Genomic DNA, 15,821 nt, shown 5'->3' with positions numbered 1-15,821 from the left:
TCGTTACTGCCCGTTACTCACTGTCACTTTTGTGTTCCACCAGTCGTCGCTGGCGGCTTTGGTCATTCGGATGGTTGGACGCTGCCCGAGGCGCATGTCGACCACGGCCACGTCACGTTCCAGAAGGTCCTGCACCTCGTTCACGGCAAGCACGCGTTCCAGCGCGCGCACAGGACGTTCGGTCGGCAGCATGATGCGCTGACCACGGTCCAGCACCAGATCCCAGCGCCGCTCTCCCACGCGCACCAGACCGCGCACGCGATTGCCCAGGCTGCGCGAGGTCTGAAGAAGCTCCAGCGCTTCACCCACATGATCGCTGGCGCCCGCCCCCGCGATCAGCGGCAGATCAGCGTGGTCCTTGCGAGAAGTGGCTTCCTTGACATGCGCGCCTGTCTCATCGAGAAGCTCGAGCCCGCCATGCGTTCGCCAGACAATTACTGGCTGACGCTCGACGACATTGACTTGCAGGATGCCTCCGGGGCGGATTCTGACGGTTGCGGATTTTACCGGGTCCAGCCCGGTGATCGTGTCGCGGATCTGTTCCACATCCAGATCCCAGGAACTGATCGGGAAATCCAGCGGCACAATTGCGCGGATGTCCTCGGACAGGCCGGTTCCCGCCCCATCGATGGCCATCAGGTTGACCATGAATTCGGGGCGCTCCTGAATCGAAGTGCGCACATCGGCGATATAAGCGGCAAGTGCGTCGCGACGGTCCTGCGAGGCAAAGAAGATGCCGACAGTTGCAGCAATGGCGCAGATCGGCAGGCCGACCTTGACACCAAGGCGAATGCCAGGTGTCAGCATCCAGCGCTGGAGCCGGTAGCTGAGGCGCGACGGCGCCGGGTCGCTGCGACGGGCCGCGCGGAAAAACACCCGCGCGCCACGCAGACGCAGAAGCGGTTGACCATCGCGCTGTTCAGTGTCTGCCGATGCAAAATCCGCATCCGGGCCTGCAACGGGTTTGGTTCGATGGATTTCCAACGCGCGTCTGGCGGTCAGCGGTCGCATGAGGCGTCCTCCACCATCCAGGCGCAAAGCTGGCCGAATGTCATGTCCAGGTGGGCGGCCTGTTCCGGGGCCAGAGATGTCGGCGTCATGCCGGGCTGGGTGTTGGTCTCAAGCAGGAACAGCCCATCGGCGCCCATGCCGTCATCCCAGCGGAAATCGGTGCGGCTGACGCCCCTGCACCCCAAGGCAACATGCGCGCGCAGGGCGTAATCCATGCAGCGATCAAAGATGTCCGGTGGCACATCGGCAGGCAGAACGTGCCATGATCCGCCCGGTTTGTACTTGGCATCATAGTCATACCAACCACCATCGGTCATGATCTCGGTCACGGTCAGGGCGCGGTCGCCCATCACCGTTACGGTCAGTTCACGCCCCGCAACATATTTCTCGACCATGATCTGATCGGGCATGTCTTCGGACAGCTGCGGCGGGCCATTGGCATTTTCGTGGACGATGTAAATCCCAACGCTGGAGCCTTCGTTGTTTGGCTTGGCCACATAGGGCGGCTCCATCACGTGGGCTTCGATCACCTCAAGCCTTGGAACGATCACACTTGGAACGACAGGCAGACCTTCGGCCTGATAGACGTCCTTGCTGCGTTGCTTGTCCATTGCCAGGGCCGAGGCCAACACGCCGGAATGTGTGTAGGGAATGCGCATCCATTCCAGCAGGCCCTGCACACAGCCATCTTCACCCCAGCGGCCGTGCAGGGCATTGAAAACCACATCTGGCTTGATGTTCGCAAGGCGCGCGCAGAGGTCGGGACCTGCGTCCAGTTCGACCACCTCAAAGTCTTCTCCCACAAGGGCGGCTGCGCATTCGCGCCCAGAGCTGAGAGACACCTCGCGTTCCGCCGAGGGGCCACCCATCAATACCGCCACTTTGGGGTTTGTCCTGCTCGACATACCCAACGTGCGCCTCAATGTCCCCGGACCTTATATGGTGGTCCGTACTGCGTTTATGCCTTTGATCCGTCGCCTGAATTTGCCTGTTTTGGTCTGACGGTCCGGGCTTTATTCTTTCAGCGGATCTCCGACCCGCATGATTTCCCACTCTAGCGTGATGCCGCTTGTTTCGTAAACCTTTTTTCGCACCTCTTCGCCAAGGCCTTCGAGGTCGGCAGCGGTGGCCGAGCCGGTGTTGATCAGGAAATTCGAGTGTTTCGGGCTCATCTGCGCACCGCCAAGCGTCGCGCCGCGCATGCCCGCGTCATCGATCACCTTCCACGCCTTGAGATCATGCACATCATCCGCCTGCCCGGTCGAGGAAAACCCGGCCGGATTGCGAAAGGTCGACCCCGCGCTGCGATCCTTGGTGGGCTGGGTTTCGTCGCGTTTTTTCAACTGCGCCTCCATACGGGTATGGAGATCTTCGGGATTGCCTGAAGGGGCCTCGAACACAGCCGAAATCAGCACTGCACCTTCCGGCAGGTCCGTCTGGCGATAGCGAAAATTCAAGTCTTCGGGTGTCAGGTCCACAAGGTCCCCTTGCCGGGTGACAATGATGGCCTTACGCAACACATCCGCCGTGTAACTGCCATAACACCCTGCATTCATGCGCACCGCACCGCCGACGGATCCCGGAATGGTGCGCAGAAAGGTCAGGTCGACACCGGCGTCCGCCGCCTTGCGTGCCACATGCGCATCCAGCGCCGCAGCCCCTGCCGTAACCGTATTGCCGTCAACCGAGATCGTATTGAATCCGCGCCCCAACCGGACCACAACGGCCCGTAGACCCCCATCCCGAACAATCAGGTTCGAACCGACACCGATCGGAAAGATCGGGGTTTCTGCGGGCAGTTCCCGCAGGAACGCTTGCAGGTCTTCGACATCGGCAGGCTGGAACAGGTAATCAGCCGGACCGCCAACACGAAGCCACGTGAGGTCAGAGAGAGGACGCGCCCGAGACAGGCGACCTTTGGGAGCGGGAAGCGTTGTCATATGTCTACGCGCACCGCCAGGCTGCGTCCGCCCACACCCCCCATGATCGTGGCGAACAGAAAGGGAAGAACGCCGGCGGTCAGCCAGACCAGCGGGCCGAACGCCTGTTCTTCTTCACCAGTGCCAATTCCGGCCAGCACGACGATCAACGCCAAGCCGACGGCCGAGGCCAGACCGATCAGCCATAACAAGCCGCGCAGGCCCAGCCAGCGGCCCGCGGTGAAACCGGCCGCGGCACCAAGCAGAAAAGACAGAATTGGCAGATAGGCAAATGTAGCGACCGACGCCATGGCGGACCTCCTGAAACTGGCCGGTTATTCGTCAGCCGCCTTCATGCCCTGCATCTTCGTCTTTGTCCAACGGGTCAGATAAATGACAGGCCAGCGCAGCACGGACATCCCCATGGCCAGCACCAGCAAGCCGATCCACGGTCCGTTTTGATAGGTGACATACCCCAGAATCGGAATGCCCACGGCGATCAGGATATAGGCGCGCGTCCAGTGGTTGTCTTTGCTGGGGATCATTGCCAGCAGATTCGCGGAAACGCCCCACAGACCGGCAAGGGCGATGGACCAGTTCACTCCATAACCTCCCCTCGCACCCATTTCCGCCAATAGAACCGGATGGGGTTGCGGAACATCGAAACGAAACCGCCAAAGGCAAAAACGGACCAGAACCAACCGTGGTCATAACCCAGCCAGACGATCAGAACCGGAGCACAGATCAGCAGGGTCACACCCGGCGGGAACTGCAGGCGCATCGGTAAGAACGCCACGATCGTGGCACAGATCACCCAGAGGGCGGCAAGGATCATCGAATAGTCCACTTGTCCCCTCCGAGGATATGCGACAGTTGCGGGCAGGTTACCACACTTTCAGGTTGTGCGCCAAACAGAAGGGACGTCAAACAGCTTGTTTTCGTTGCAATCTCTCGGGCAGAGCATTGGCCCAGGCGCTGATCGTGCCGGCCCCGAGACAGACCACCATATCGCCAGGACGGGCCTGTTCCAGCACAAGTCGTTCAAGATCGTTTTCGTCCAGCAGCGCGCGGGCGTGACGGTGACCGTGACGGATCAGGCCCTGTACCAGATCATCACGCGATGCGCCTTCGATCGGGTCTTCGCCGGCGGCAAAAATGTCGGCAATGGCCACGACATCGGCGTCGTTGAAACAGGTGCAGAAATCGTCGAACAGGTTGGACAGGCGCGAATAGCGATGCGGTTGGTGCACAGCGATCACGCGGCCTTCGGTCGCCTGACGCGCGGCTTTCAGAACAGCCGCAATTTCGACCGGGTGGTGGCCGTAGTCGTCGATGATGGTGACGCCGTCGACTTCTCCGACCTTGGTGAAGCGGCGGTTGACGCCACCAAAATTGGCCAGCGCTTCGCGGATTTCCGAGGCTTTCATGCCCAGATGGCGGGCAACGGCCACGGCGGACAGCGCGTTCGAGACATTATGGTCTCCGGGCATCGGCAGGGTGCAGCCTTCGATCACCTTGTCTTCGTATTGCAGATGGATATCAAAATGCGCAACGCCGACTTTGTAGGTCAGGTTCTCGGCCCGCACGTCGGCCTGCGCGTTGAAGCCATAAGTGCGCACTCGACGGTCGGTGATACGCCCGACAAGCGTCTGAACCTCGGCGTGATCCGTGCAACAGACGGCCAGGCCATAGAAAGGCAGGTTCGATACGAATTCATGGAAGCCGTCGCGCAATTTGTCGAAATCGCCCCAATGCTCCATATGCTCGGGGTCGATATTGGTGACGATGGCGATGGTCGCGGGCAGGCGGTTGAACGAGCCGTCGGATTCATCCGCTTCGACGACCATCCATTCGCCCTGTCCCATACGGGCATTCGAGCCATAGGCATGGATGATGCCGCCATTGATCACAGTCGGGTCGAAATCCCCCGCCACCATCAGTTCTGCCATCATGGTGGTCGTGGTCGTCTTGCCATGAGTCCCCGCGATGGCAATATTCGAGCGCAAGCGCATCAGTTCGGCCAACATGTCAGCCCTGCGGACAACAGGCAGGCCCTGCGCCCGGGCTTCGTCCAGTTCCGGATTGCCCGGTTTGATCGCGGTCGAAACAACTACAACCGCAGCATTTTCAAGGTTCTCAGCACGTTGACCGACAAAGATCTCGGCCCCCAGACTTGCCAGCCGGTCGGTGATTTTCGATGCCTTGAGGTCCGAGCCCTGCACCCGGTAACCCAGATTGAGCAGCACCTCGGCGATACCTGACATCCCGATCCCGCCGATCCCCACAAAGTGAATCGGCCCCACGTCCTGCGGAAGTTTGGTTGCTGGGTTCATGTGGTCTCCTTCTGCGCCAATTGCTCGACGAGGGCAGCCAGACGCTCGGTGGCGTCGGGTGCCCCGACAGACAAGGCGGCGTGGGCCATTTTCTGTGCGGCTTCAGGGTTCGTGAGAACCGTGGTGATTTGCTGTGTCAACGCAGGAACGTCAAGTGCCTTTTCCGGGATCATGATGGCCCCGCCCGCCTGTACCAACCCACGTGCGTTGGCCGTCTGATGATCTCCGGCGGCTGCGGCAAAGGGGATCAGGATCGACGGGCGCCCGATGACCGAGATATCGGCAACGCTGGACGCGCCCGAACGTGAGATCACCAGCTGGGCATCCGACATGCGACGGGGGACATCATCGAAGAAGGGCTGCACATCGGCGCGAATGCCGTGGTCGTTGTAGAAGGCTGTGACGCGCTCGCCGTCCTCGTCCCGCGCCTGATGCGAGACGCGGATGTGATTGCGGATGTCTTCGGGCAGTTCGGCGATGGCTCCGGGCACAACATCGCTGAGGATGCGGGCGCCTTGCGACCCGCCCATGACAAGGACCGACATCGGGTAATCACCGGGCGGAATGTAACCGGCTGCGGCGCGGTCCAGAACGGCAGCCCGGACCGGGTTGCCAGTGTGGATGCCATGTGCGCCTTCGGGCAGGTCCGTGGGCCAGACACCGCAGGCCACCTGCGCGACGCGGGTGGCGAACAACTGGTTCACACGCCCCAACACTCCGTTCTGTTCGTGGATCATGCGGGGGATTTTAAGCATGGTCGCTGCGCTCAGCGCCGGGATCGAAGGATACCCGCCGAAGCCCACAACAACATCGGGCTTGTCCCGCATCATCTGGAACATCGTGCTGGCGACGCCGCCCGCGATCTTGGGACCGGCCATAGCCTTGGCCACCAGGCCGCCACGCGCGAAAGTGGATGAAGACGCCTCGACAATCTCGGTCGAATGCGGGAAACCTCCGGTATAGCGGGCGCCGCGCGGGTCGGTAGACAGGCGCACTCGCCAGCCCTTGTTCAGCATCGCCTCGGCCAGCGCCTGAGCGGGGAACATGTGCCCCCCGGTCCCACCAGCCGCAATCAACAGGTATGGAGTCCCCATTATCCTCGTCCGCGTAGAATATCGCCAAGTTCGCCCTGTGGGCGGTTTCGGGTAAAGGCCAGCAGCATGCCGACCGCAATACCGCCTGCAATCAGCGATGAGCCGCCATAGCTGACAAAAGGCAGCGTCATACCCTTCGCGGGCAGCAGACGTACCGCAACACCCATGTTGATCATCGCCTGCACGCCGAACATGCACGCCAGACCGGTGCCCGCCAGACGGATGAACATGTCGCGTTCCCGCATCAGGCGCAGCAGCGAGCGTACCACGATCAACGAATAAAGCGCGATGATGATGAGTACCAGGATCAGGCCGTATTCCTCGGCCGCGACGGCAATGATGAAATCGGTATGCGCGTCCGGCAGAGACCATTTCACCTGCCCCTCACCCACCCCGACACCGAACAAACCACCTTCACGAATGGCGTTGGTGGCATAGCCCAACTGCGTGGTCGGATCGACCTCTTGATTCAGGAAGCCATCGATACGACGGGCAAAATGTTCAGAATTAGAATAGGCAAACATACCACCCAGGACAACAAACCCGGCCATTCCGACCAGCAGCAGCATCGGCGCCCCGGCGACAAAGTACATCACCCCCCAGCCGAACAGGATCAGGCAGGCCTGGCCGAAATCAGGCTGCATCACCAGCATGCCGACTATCGCCATGCAAAGGGCAAACGACCAGATCCGCCCCGGCGGGCCGTTTATCTCTTGTGAGGCAGCCAGCAGCCATGCAGCGACGACGATGAAGCCGGGTTTAAGAAACTCGGACGGCTGAAGCGAGGCAAACCCCAGCGAGTACCAGCGCACCGCGCCCTTGCCAAAATCAGTTCCGAACACGGGTAGGAAAACCAGCGCCACGAATGCCCCCAGGAAGCCCAGCACTGCCAGCCGCCGCACCAGCGTCGGCGACATCATCGAGGTCAGCAGCATCGCAATCAGCGCCAATCCGCCGAAGATGGCCTGACGTTCGACATAATGGAACGGATCGAACCCGTTTCGCCCGGCCAGCGGTGGCGAAGAAGCCAGCCCCAGCAACAGACCGATGGCAAACAGGATCAGAACGCAGGACATCGTCCAGCGATCGATTGTACGCCACCATTTCGGTAGAATCGGTTCGCCGCGCTGGTCCTGGACCGCGCCATACACCATCTCAGTCATGAGATACCGCCACTCTCTGCCTCGTCAACGCCCCGTTTTCGGGGTCTGCTTGTGACATTACAGGGATTTTTGTTTTTGGGCTAGCAGAATGAAGCAATAAGGCAGAAATCAACCTGCCATGCCCAAGGTGTCCCCCTTCTGCATCTGGCTGACCTAGGAAATTGCAGTGTTAGCCGCGCCACTTGGTGGAGCGGCGTGTGATTAAACCTACAAGGCGTTGCTCATTGCGCTAACCTTTGATCGGATATCGGTCGGGCTCTTCAAACACATCGATGACACGAGACCCCGCCTTGATGATCCCTCCGTGCTCCACACCGCTTGGGATCGAGTAGCTGTCGCCGGGGCGGTACGTGCGGGTCTGGCCACCGATAGTGAGTTCAATTTCCCCCTCGACTACTGTCCCCCATTGGGCACCATGCGAATGCAGGGGAAGCTCCATGTCCTTGAGGAAAGTGAAGAAAGCGACCAGCCCTGCATCTGATCGAATGACGGCCGTTTGCACCACGTCTTCAGGAAAAGGCACATCCAGTTTTGGAAATGACGAAATAAATTCGGGAAACTGCATTGGAAATTCCTTTTGCCAGCTTGTTTTGTCAAAGCCTGTTTGCGTTAAAGCCGCAGCATGACAGCGCGCTGAACATCTGGCAATCGCCATGTCGGTCGACCTCAAATCTGGGAATGCGCGGGTAGTGCGTCTCATGCACTACTTCGGCATGAGGCCTTGCCATCCCGATTAATCCACGCCATGCGCAGCACATGACCTACGACACGATCATCCTTGGAGCCGGGGCTGCCGGCATGATGTGTGCGGCCCATTGCGGTGGGCGCGTGCTGGTGATTGATCACGCCAAGGCACCCGGCGAGAAAATCCGCATCTCGGGCGGTGGGCGCTGCAATTTCACCAACATCTATGCGGGGCCGGGCAATTTTCTGTCGCAGAACCCGCATTTCTGCAAATCCGCCCTTGCAAAATACACGCAGTGGGAATTAATCGATCTGGTCGGACGTCACAACATCGCCTGGCATGAAAAAACCCTGGGCCAGCTATTCTGCGATGGCTCTTCGAAACAGATCATCCGGATGTTGCTGGATGAATTGAGCGGTGCAGGAGCAGAGCTGTGGGTTCAAACCTCTCTGCGTGATCTGCGCAAGACCGAAAGCGGCTTTGCACTGGAGGTTGAACGTGAAGGACAGCGGCAGCACCTGACCTGCACCAATCTGGTGCTGGCAACGGGCGGAAAATCGATCCCCAAGATGGGCGCGACCGGGCTGGCCTATGACATTGCCGGGCAATTCGGTCTGCGTATGACCGAAACACGCGCTGCATTGGTGCCATTTACCTTCTCGGATGGGCGGTTCAGGGACCTGTCCGGCGTTTCCCTGCCCGTGCGACTGTCGAATGATCGAACCAGCTTTGACGAGGCGCTGCTGTTCACCCATCGCGGCCTCAGCGGACCGTCAGTTTTGCAATTGTCGTCATACTGGCGCGAAGGTGAGGCCATCCAGGTGAACCTGATCCCCGATCTGCCCCTGCTTGATCTGTTGCGCGCACAGCGGCAAAGCGCAGGCCGCAAGGCGCTGACCACTGAATTGGCGCGGCATCTGCCGGCCCGGCTGGTCGACTACCTGTGCCGGATCATTCCGATGTCCGGGAAGCTGGCGGATCAGTCAGACGCGAAACTGGCCGAGCTGACCTCGGCCTTGTCTGCATGGCAACTGGTGCCGTCGGGAACCGAAGGGTATCGCACCGCCGAAGTCACCTTGGGCGGGATCAACACGGATGACTTGTCCTCGAAAACGATGGAGGCCAGGGATGTCCCCGGCCTCTATGCGATTGGTGAAGCGGTGGATGTCACCGGGTGGTTGGGCGGCTACAATTTCCAGTGGGCATGGTCATCAGGCCATGCCGCAGGTATTGCAATTGCCGCCGGGCATTAGCCTACGACGTTATACCCGCGCCCACGCATGCAGTTGCGCACCACGACTTCTTTGTTCTGGTTTTTATTGATGACATCTGCGCCAGCGCCAACCAGGGCACCTGCCACAGCCGCGCGACCAAGATTGTCGCTGCTGTCCTGAACGATCCCAGTAACGGCCGCGGCACCCACTGCGCCAATTGCTGCGTTCCCTGCGGTAGAGCCATCAACGCTGCCCTGCGATGCCGCCAGTTGTTGGCATTGCTGCAGGTCCACGTTGTAGTTCGGACCGACCGGGCCGTCCACGATAGGCTGATAGTTGGCACCCGTATTGGTGCAGGCCCCCGCAACAAGAATGGCAGGCAGGATCAGAGAAAGTCTACGAAATGGCATAGTCATAACCTCGTGTTGAGTCTGTAGGCAAGCAAAACCAATAGTGGTGCCGCGTCAAGCTGATAGCATCCAAGCTTGGCCCAGCCGGCGGTCTATTGCAAATGGCTATTCTGTCAGCCTGAGCCTGACCTGCGTTGCAAAATCCTCTCCGCGCTGTTCGAAGTTGTCATACTGGTCGAAACTGGCAGCAGCCGGTGCCAGTAGGACTGTCTCGCCAGGTCGGGCATCCGCCATGGCCTGCTCAACGGCTTCAGACATCGTCGTACAGACCTGCGTATCCGTCTCGAGCTGCATCGCAAAACCAGCCGCTTCGCGTCCGATCACATACGCCTTGATGACCTCGCCCGTCGCCGTGTTCAGGGCTGATATGCCGCCCTCTTTCTCAAGACCGCCGCAAATCCATCGGATCTTTTTGAACGCCATAAGCGCTTTCAGGGCGCTGTCGACATTGGTCGCCTTGGAGTCGTTGACATAGGTGACCCCATCCGCCTCGGCGATGATCTGGCTGCGATGCGGCAGACCCGGATAGGAATGCAGCGCGTCTTCGATCACGCGGGGAGCAAGGCCCAGCGACCGGCAGGCCGCGTAGGCCGCGCAAGCATTCTGGTGATTATGCGCACCAGGCAAACCCTTGATCGCGCGGAGGTCGATAGACCCCGCCTGCCGCCCCTTGCGGTATTCCGACAGGAACCCTTTGCGCGCAAAAACCTGCCAGCCCGGCCCGGTCAGTTTCCGCGCGACCGAGACACGGATCACCCGGTCATCCGCAGGGCCTTCGGCCAGTTGCCCCGCCAGAAACGCGCCTTCGGTTTCGTCGACACTGATGATCGCGCGGTCGGGGCCGCCTTCGGCAAAGAGACGCCGCTTGGCCGCGAAATAGCCACCCATACCACCATGTCGGTCCAGATGATCGGGCGACAGATTGGTGAATACCGCCACATCGGGGGTCAGAGCGCGGGCCAGCTCGGTCTGATAGCTAGAAAGCTCCAGCACCACGACCGAACCATCACCGCCCGGATCGATATCCAGAACACCGCGACCTATGTTGCCCGCCAACTGCCCCTCGCGACCGGCCTCGGTCAGGATATGATGGATCAAAGCGGCAGTCGTCGATTTGCCGTTCGAGCCCGTCACCGCAATCACCCGAGGCGGGGTGTCATAGTTATGCCATTCCGGCCCTGCGAAAGAGCGGAAGAACAGACCGATATCATTGTCGACGGGCACACCGGCTTCCAGGGCTGCGGCCACCACAGGGTTCGGTTCGGGATAGAGATGCGGAATGCCCGGTGAAACGATCAGCGAGGCGATGTCGTCAAACGCTCCATGCTTGCGCAGGTCGGTGCAGGTGAAGCCTTCTTCTTCGGCGGTTTCACGGGTGGCCGGGTTGTCATCCCAGCACACCGGTTCCGCCCCGCCCGCACGCAACGCGCGCGCGGTTGCCAGACCGGACCGCCCCAGCCCCAAAACGGCCACTTTCTGTCCTGAAAAGCCTTTGACCGGGATCAAACCTTCGTTCCTTTTTTGCTCCACAACAATACTAACAGAGCAGCAACGATCGTGTAGACAATCAGGATACCCCAAGAAATCGACAACGCGGCCCTGTATCCGTCAAAGAGTGTTACAACCGTAAAGGGCAACAAGATCAATGCGATTCCTAAGGCTATGGCTATTATCCGCAACTGCAGACCCCAACCCAACTTCTCAACAGCTTTGAAGCCTTGATCCTGTGAAATATATTTCAGCCCTCGAAGCGAAATCAGGAGTGCATTGCACAACAAACAATAAATGAACGGTAAAATCACCGCTATTGCCGAGAAAAAGGCTAACCACCTCTTCGCGTTACTCTCCGTTGCAAACAACTCAGCCACGTACCAAACACCCCACGCCAGAACCAATGCGGCAACAAGTGATTGAATTGAATTGGCAGCCCATTCAATGTGTGGTCGTAGGTATTCAAGAAAATTGATCACTTCACCGCACCTTCAGCGTCGCCAGACCGATCATCGCCAGGATCAGCGAGATGATCCAGAAGCGGATGACGATGGTCGGCTCGGCCCAGCCTTTTTTCTCGTAGTGGTGATGGATCGGGGCCATCAGGAAGACCCGTTTGCCAGTGCGTTTGAAGTAGAGGACTTGAATGATCACGCTCAGCGCTTCGACCACGAACAGACCACCGACCACGGCCAGAACCAGCTCGTGCTTGGTGGCCACGGCAATGGCGCCCAATGCGCCGCCCAGGGCCAGCGACCCGGTGTCGCCCATGAACACAGCCGCCGGGGGGGCGTTGTACCACAGGAACCCAAGCCCCGCGCCGAATAGTGCAGAGGTGAAGATGAAGATCTCACCGGTGCCCGGGACGTAATGCACATCGAGATATTCGGTAAAGTCGACCCGACCCACCGCATAGGCGATCACGCCCAGAGTCGAGGCCGCAATCATCGCCGGCATGATGGCCAGCCCGTCCAGACCATCGGTCAGGTTCACCGCGTTGGCAGCCCCCACGATCACGACAATCGAAAACGGGATGTAAAAAATTCCCAGATTGAGCAGCGTATCCTTGAGCACTGGAACCGCAAGCTGGTTCTGCAAGGCTTCGGGATGGTGCAACGTGGCCCAAAGCGAAGCCAGCACGGCGATGATCACGCCCAAAGCCAGACGCATCCGTCCCGAAACCCCTTGGGTGTTCTGTTTTGAAACCTTGGCGTAGTCATCCGCGAAACCGATTGCCGCATATGACAAGGTCACAAAAAGAACCATCCAGACATAAGGGTTGTCCAACCGCGCCCAGACAAGGGTTGACGTGACCAGAGCGCCGACAATCAGCAACCCGCCCATCGTCGGTGTGCCTGCCTTGGAAAAATGCCCTTCGGGGCCGTCGTCACGGATTGGCTGGCCCTTGCCCTGTTTCTTGCGCAGCACGTTGATCAGGGGTTTTCCGAAGATGAACCCAAAGATCAGCGCGGTCATGAAGGCACCGCCTGCGCGGAAGGTGATATACCGGAAGAGGTTCCAGAAATCCCCTCCGTCCGACAGAGCGGTCAACCAGTACAGCATGACAATACCTTTCTCACACGAGGCGCGCGGGCATGTTCACCCATCAAGCGCGCCCCCTTGCCCCATTTTGCGCAGACCGTCAACAATCACGGCCAATGCCATGCTGAGTGAACCCTTGGCGAGCACCGTGTCGCCATCCCGGATCAACCCAGGCAGATGTTCGGCCATTTCGGCGCTTGTTGCGAACCAGAGTCCACGTTTCTTTTCTGGCAGCGCGTGGTACATCGCCTGCATCAACGGCCCTATGCAATGGACCTGGTCCACCTGCTCCATCGCCTTGATATCTGCCATGGCGGCATGCATGGCCTCTTCCTGGGCGCCCAGTTCCTTCATGTCACCCAGAAACGCAATGCGGCGGATACCGCCAGAGGCGGCCAATACATCCAGAGCAGCCTCCATCGAGGTCGGGTTTGCGTTATAGCTGTCATCCAAAAGTTCGATCCGCCCACCTCCTGACAATGGCAAGCTTTCGCGTACCCCGCGCCCCTTGACGGGCGACCACGCATTCAGGCCTGCGATGGCCTGATCCAGATCGACTCCCAATTCGACGCAGGCCGCCAGTGCGCCAAGAGCGTTCATGGCGAAATGCGTACCGGCAGAGTTCACCTCAAACCGGATCACGTGATCACCAACCTTTGCTTCGGCATTCACTGCGTCGGCTTCTGCCCGAGCATCGGTTAGCCGGTAGTCCGCTGCGTTCCGGCCAAAATCGACAACCCCTGCTCCCTGCTCTACCGCTGTTTGGCGCAAGATGTCCGCGTGGTCGATATCTGCGTTGACGATTGCAGCCCCGCCGGGTTCAAGCCCTTCGAAGATCGCCGCTTTTTCATGCGCAATGTCGGCCACCGACTCGAAGGCTTCCAGATGCACCGCCGCCACGGTCGTAACCAGCGCCACATGCGGGCGGGCCTGTTTGGCGAGAGGGGCAATTTCACCCGGATGATTCATGCCGATCTCGATCACCGCAAACTCGGTGTCGTGCGGCATCCGCGCAAGGGTCAGTGGCACGCCCCAGTGGTTGTTGTAACTGGCGACGCTGGCGTGGGTTTTCCCTTGCGCTTCCAGGATTGTCGCCAGCATTTCCTTGGTCGACGTTTTACCCACACTGCCCGTCACGCCCACCACGCGCGCACCAGTTCGTGCCCGTGCCGCCTGCCCCAACGCTTCAAGACCTGCCTGCACGTCTTGGACGATCAGCAGGGGGGCACCTACGGGTACATCGTCCGGAACACGGGAAACCAGCGCGGCGCCTGCCCCTTTTTCCAACGCCTGAGCTACGAAATCATGCCCGTCCCGCGTCGCTTTCAGCGCCACGAACAGATCGCCGGGCTGAAGGGTGCGGGTGTCGATGGAAACACCATTTGCCGCCCAGTCGGTCGTGGCCTTCCCACCGGTCGCTTCAACCGCATCGGATGTTGTCCAGAGCGTCATGCGACCCTTCCGTCCAGTGCTGCCACGGAAATGCTGGCCTGTTCCACATCGTCGAAGGGCAGAACCTGATCCCCCACGATCTGTCCGGATTCATGGCCCTTTCCGGCAATCAGCAGAGCGTCGCCCGGTTGCAGCGCATCAATTCCACGCAATATGGCCTCGGCACGGTCGCCGACTTCGGTCACGCTGACTTCGCCGGCGGCCTCTGAAGCGCCTGCCATCACGGCCGCACGGATCACAGCCGGATCTTCGCTGCGCGGGTTGTCGTCAGTGACAAAGACCACATCTGCGTGGTTGGCTGCCGCCTTGCCCATCAACGGGCGCTTGGTGGCGTCGCGATCCCCGCCCGCGCCAACAATGGCAATCAGACGGCCCATCACATGCGGGCGCAGCGCCTTGAGTGCTGTGGCGACAGCGTCAGGCGTGTGGGCATAGTCCACGAACACCGTCGCGCCATTGTCACGCGTGGCGGCTAGTTGCATCCGCCCGCGAACCGTTGTCAGGTGGGGCAGAGTTTCAAAAACGCGTTCGGGGCCGTCCCCGGCTGCGATGACCAGCCCACAGGCCAGCAGAATGTTTTCGGCCTGAAATCCTCCGATCAGATTCAGGCGGGTCTGGAACGCACGACCCTGCCACGCAAAGCGCAGGTCTTGCCCCGTCGCGTCGAACCGTTGGTTGATCAGGCACAGATCGGCATCGCCCAGCCCGACCGTGAGCACCGACTGACCACGCGCCTCGGCAATCCGCCTGATCTGAGCCCCTTTAGGGTCGCTCAGGTTGACGACAGCTGTTCCATCCTGCGGCAAAACCCGGTCGAACAGACCGGCCTTTGCGTTGAAATAAGCCTCGAAGGTTTCGTGGTAATCCAGATGATCCTGCGTGAAGTTCGAGAAACCGGCGGCGGTCAGGTGAACGCCATCAAGACGGCGCTGTTCAAGGCCGTGGGACGACGCCTCCATTGCGGCATGGGTCACGCCGTTCTCAGCCGCCTCGGCCAGACAGCGGTGCAAGGTGATCGGTTCGGGCGTGGTATGGGCCAGCGGCGCTGTCCAGGCGCCCTCGACCCCGGTGGTGCCGAGGTTGATGGCGGCATGGCCAAGCTCGGTCCAGATCTGCTGGACAAAGGTGGAAACAGACGTTTTGCCGTTCGTCCCCGTGACGGCCACGATGGTTTGCGGCTGCGCCCCGAACCACAGCGCCGCGGCACCGGCCAGCGCCTGACGCGGGTCTTCCACCACGACCAGCGCTGCGTCTGAGGCTGCCAGCTCGGCCTCGGCGATCTCTGCCCCTCTGGCATCGGTCAGGATCGCAGCGGCCCCCATGCGCAGGGCAAACTGGATGAACTCTCCGCCATGAACGCGGGAACCGGACAGCGCGGCAAACAGAAAACCGTCTTTCACCTCGCGGCTGTCAACGGCCAGACCAGTGATATATGGGTTCGCGCCCTCTCTTGCGGTCAGGGCCAGCTGGCTGAGTTTCTTCGTCCTTGTGCCCATGACCCACCTCT

General features: G+C 60.3%; 17 protein-coding genes. 1 reads left to right on the top strand and 16 read right to left on the bottom strand.

Annotated elements, in window-relative coordinates; all coding sequences use genetic code 11:
• Positions 1 to 3: 3 nt before the first annotated feature.
• From D1823_RS01755 to D1823_RS01710, 10 genes are all read right to left on the bottom strand, one after another.
• Entirely contained in the window at positions 4 to 1,011 is a 1,008-nt protein-coding gene (locus D1823_RS01755; protein WP_117868339.1) for a cell division protein FtsQ/DivIB, read from the bottom strand.
• Positions 999 to 1,922 (bottom strand): D-alanine--D-alanine ligase, encoded by a 924-nt coding sequence (locus tag D1823_RS01750; RefSeq protein WP_117868338.1) that lies wholly within the window; start codon positions 1,920 to 1,922, stop codon positions 999 to 1,001. The genes D1823_RS01755 and D1823_RS01750 overlap by 13 nt, the downstream gene beginning before the upstream one ends.
• 102 nt (positions 1,923 to 2,024) lie before the next feature.
• Positions 2,025 to 2,951 carry a UDP-N-acetylmuramate dehydrogenase gene (gene murB / locus D1823_RS01745; protein ID WP_117868337.1) on the bottom strand — a complete coding sequence of 309 codons (927 nt, stop codon included), beginning with the start codon at positions 2,949 to 2,951 and terminating at the stop codon, positions 2,025 to 2,027.
• Positions 2,948 to 3,241, bottom strand: coding sequence for a hypothetical protein (locus tag D1823_RS01740; protein ID WP_117868336.1), 294 nt, complete (start codon positions 3,239 to 3,241; stop codon positions 2,948 to 2,950). Before D1823_RS01740 ends, murB begins: the two co-directional genes overlap by 4 nt.
• A 24-nt stretch (positions 3,242 to 3,265) precedes the next feature.
• Positions 3,266 to 3,532 (bottom strand): DUF2484 family protein, encoded by a 267-nt coding sequence (locus D1823_RS01735; protein WP_117868335.1) that lies wholly within the window; start codon positions 3,530 to 3,532, stop codon positions 3,266 to 3,268.
• Positions 3,529 to 3,777 (bottom strand): DUF2484 family protein, encoded by a 249-nt coding sequence (locus tag D1823_RS01730; RefSeq protein WP_205511894.1) that lies wholly within the window; start codon positions 3,775 to 3,777, stop codon positions 3,529 to 3,531. Before D1823_RS01730 ends, D1823_RS01735 begins: the two co-directional genes overlap by 4 nt.
• A 76-nt stretch (positions 3,778 to 3,853) precedes the next feature.
• Positions 3,854 to 5,263 carry a UDP-N-acetylmuramate--L-alanine ligase gene (gene murC, locus D1823_RS01725; RefSeq protein WP_117868334.1) on the bottom strand — a complete coding sequence of 470 codons (1,410 nt, stop codon included), beginning with the start codon at positions 5,261 to 5,263 and terminating at the stop codon, positions 3,854 to 3,856.
• Positions 5,260 to 6,357 carry a UDP-N-acetylglucosamine--N-acetylmuramyl-(pentapeptide) pyrophosphoryl-undecaprenol N-acetylglucosamine transferase gene (locus tag D1823_RS01720; protein WP_117868333.1) on the bottom strand — a complete coding sequence of 366 codons (1,098 nt, stop codon included), beginning with the start codon at positions 6,355 to 6,357 and terminating at the stop codon, positions 5,260 to 5,262. Before D1823_RS01720 ends, murC begins: the two co-directional genes overlap by 4 nt.
• A complete protein-coding gene (gene ftsW, locus D1823_RS01715) occupies positions 6,357 to 7,520 on the bottom strand; it encodes a putative lipid II flippase FtsW (protein ID WP_117868332.1) in 1,164 nt (387 codons plus the stop codon). Before ftsW ends, D1823_RS01720 begins: the two co-directional genes overlap by 1 nt.
• Before the next feature lie 229 nt (positions 7,521 to 7,749).
• A complete protein-coding gene (locus tag D1823_RS01710) occupies positions 7,750 to 8,085 on the bottom strand; it encodes a cupin domain-containing protein (RefSeq protein ID WP_117872617.1) in 336 nt (111 codons plus the stop codon).
• Positions 8,086 to 8,276: 191 nt separating this feature from the next.
• On the opposite strand from D1823_RS01710, the gene D1823_RS01705 reads away from it, so the two are divergent.
• Positions 8,277 to 9,458: an NAD(P)/FAD-dependent oxidoreductase gene (locus tag D1823_RS01705; RefSeq protein ID WP_117868331.1), complete on the top strand. Its 1,182-nt coding sequence runs from the start codon at positions 8,277 to 8,279 to the stop codon at positions 9,456 to 9,458.
• On the opposite strand, the gene D1823_RS01700 is transcribed toward D1823_RS01705, so the two are convergent.
• The 6 genes from D1823_RS01700 to D1823_RS01675 form a co-directional block, all read right to left on the bottom strand.
• On the bottom strand, positions 9,455 to 9,829 hold the full coding sequence (locus D1823_RS01700) for a glycine zipper family protein (protein WP_254683773.1): 375 nt from the start codon (positions 9,827 to 9,829) through the stop codon (positions 9,455 to 9,457). The genes D1823_RS01705 and D1823_RS01700 overlap by 4 nt on opposite strands.
• 105 nt (positions 9,830 to 9,934) lie before the next feature.
• A complete protein-coding gene (gene murD, locus D1823_RS01695; protein ID WP_117868329.1) occupies positions 9,935 to 11,335 on the bottom strand; it encodes a UDP-N-acetylmuramoyl-L-alanine--D-glutamate ligase in 1,401 nt (466 codons plus the stop codon).
• A complete protein-coding gene (locus tag D1823_RS01690) occupies positions 11,332 to 11,799 on the bottom strand; it encodes a hypothetical protein (RefSeq protein WP_117868328.1) in 468 nt (155 codons plus the stop codon). Before D1823_RS01690 ends, murD begins: the two co-directional genes overlap by 4 nt.
• A gap of 1 nt (position 11,800) precedes the next feature.
• Positions 11,801 to 12,883 carry a phospho-N-acetylmuramoyl-pentapeptide-transferase gene (mraY, locus tag D1823_RS01685; protein WP_117868327.1) on the bottom strand — a complete coding sequence of 361 codons (1,083 nt, stop codon included), beginning with the start codon at positions 12,881 to 12,883 and terminating at the stop codon, positions 11,801 to 11,803.
• A gap of 36 nt (positions 12,884 to 12,919) precedes the next feature.
• On the bottom strand, positions 12,920 to 14,314 hold the full coding sequence (murF, locus tag D1823_RS01680; protein WP_117868326.1) for a UDP-N-acetylmuramoyl-tripeptide--D-alanyl-D-alanine ligase: 1,395 nt from the start codon (positions 14,312 to 14,314) through the stop codon (positions 12,920 to 12,922).
• Positions 14,311 to 15,810 (bottom strand): UDP-N-acetylmuramoyl-L-alanyl-D-glutamate--2,6-diaminopimelate ligase, encoded by a 1,500-nt coding sequence (locus D1823_RS01675; RefSeq protein WP_117868325.1) that lies wholly within the window; start codon positions 15,808 to 15,810, stop codon positions 14,311 to 14,313. Before D1823_RS01675 ends, murF begins: the two co-directional genes overlap by 4 nt.
• Positions 15,811 to 15,821 lie beyond the last annotated feature (11 nt).

The sequence above is a fragment of the Ruegeria sp. AD91A genome (genome assembly GCF_003443535.1).
GTDB lineage: Bacteria > Pseudomonadota > Alphaproteobacteria > Rhodobacterales > Rhodobacteraceae > Ruegeria.
This window is presented reverse-complemented; position numbering and strand designations above follow the sequence as displayed.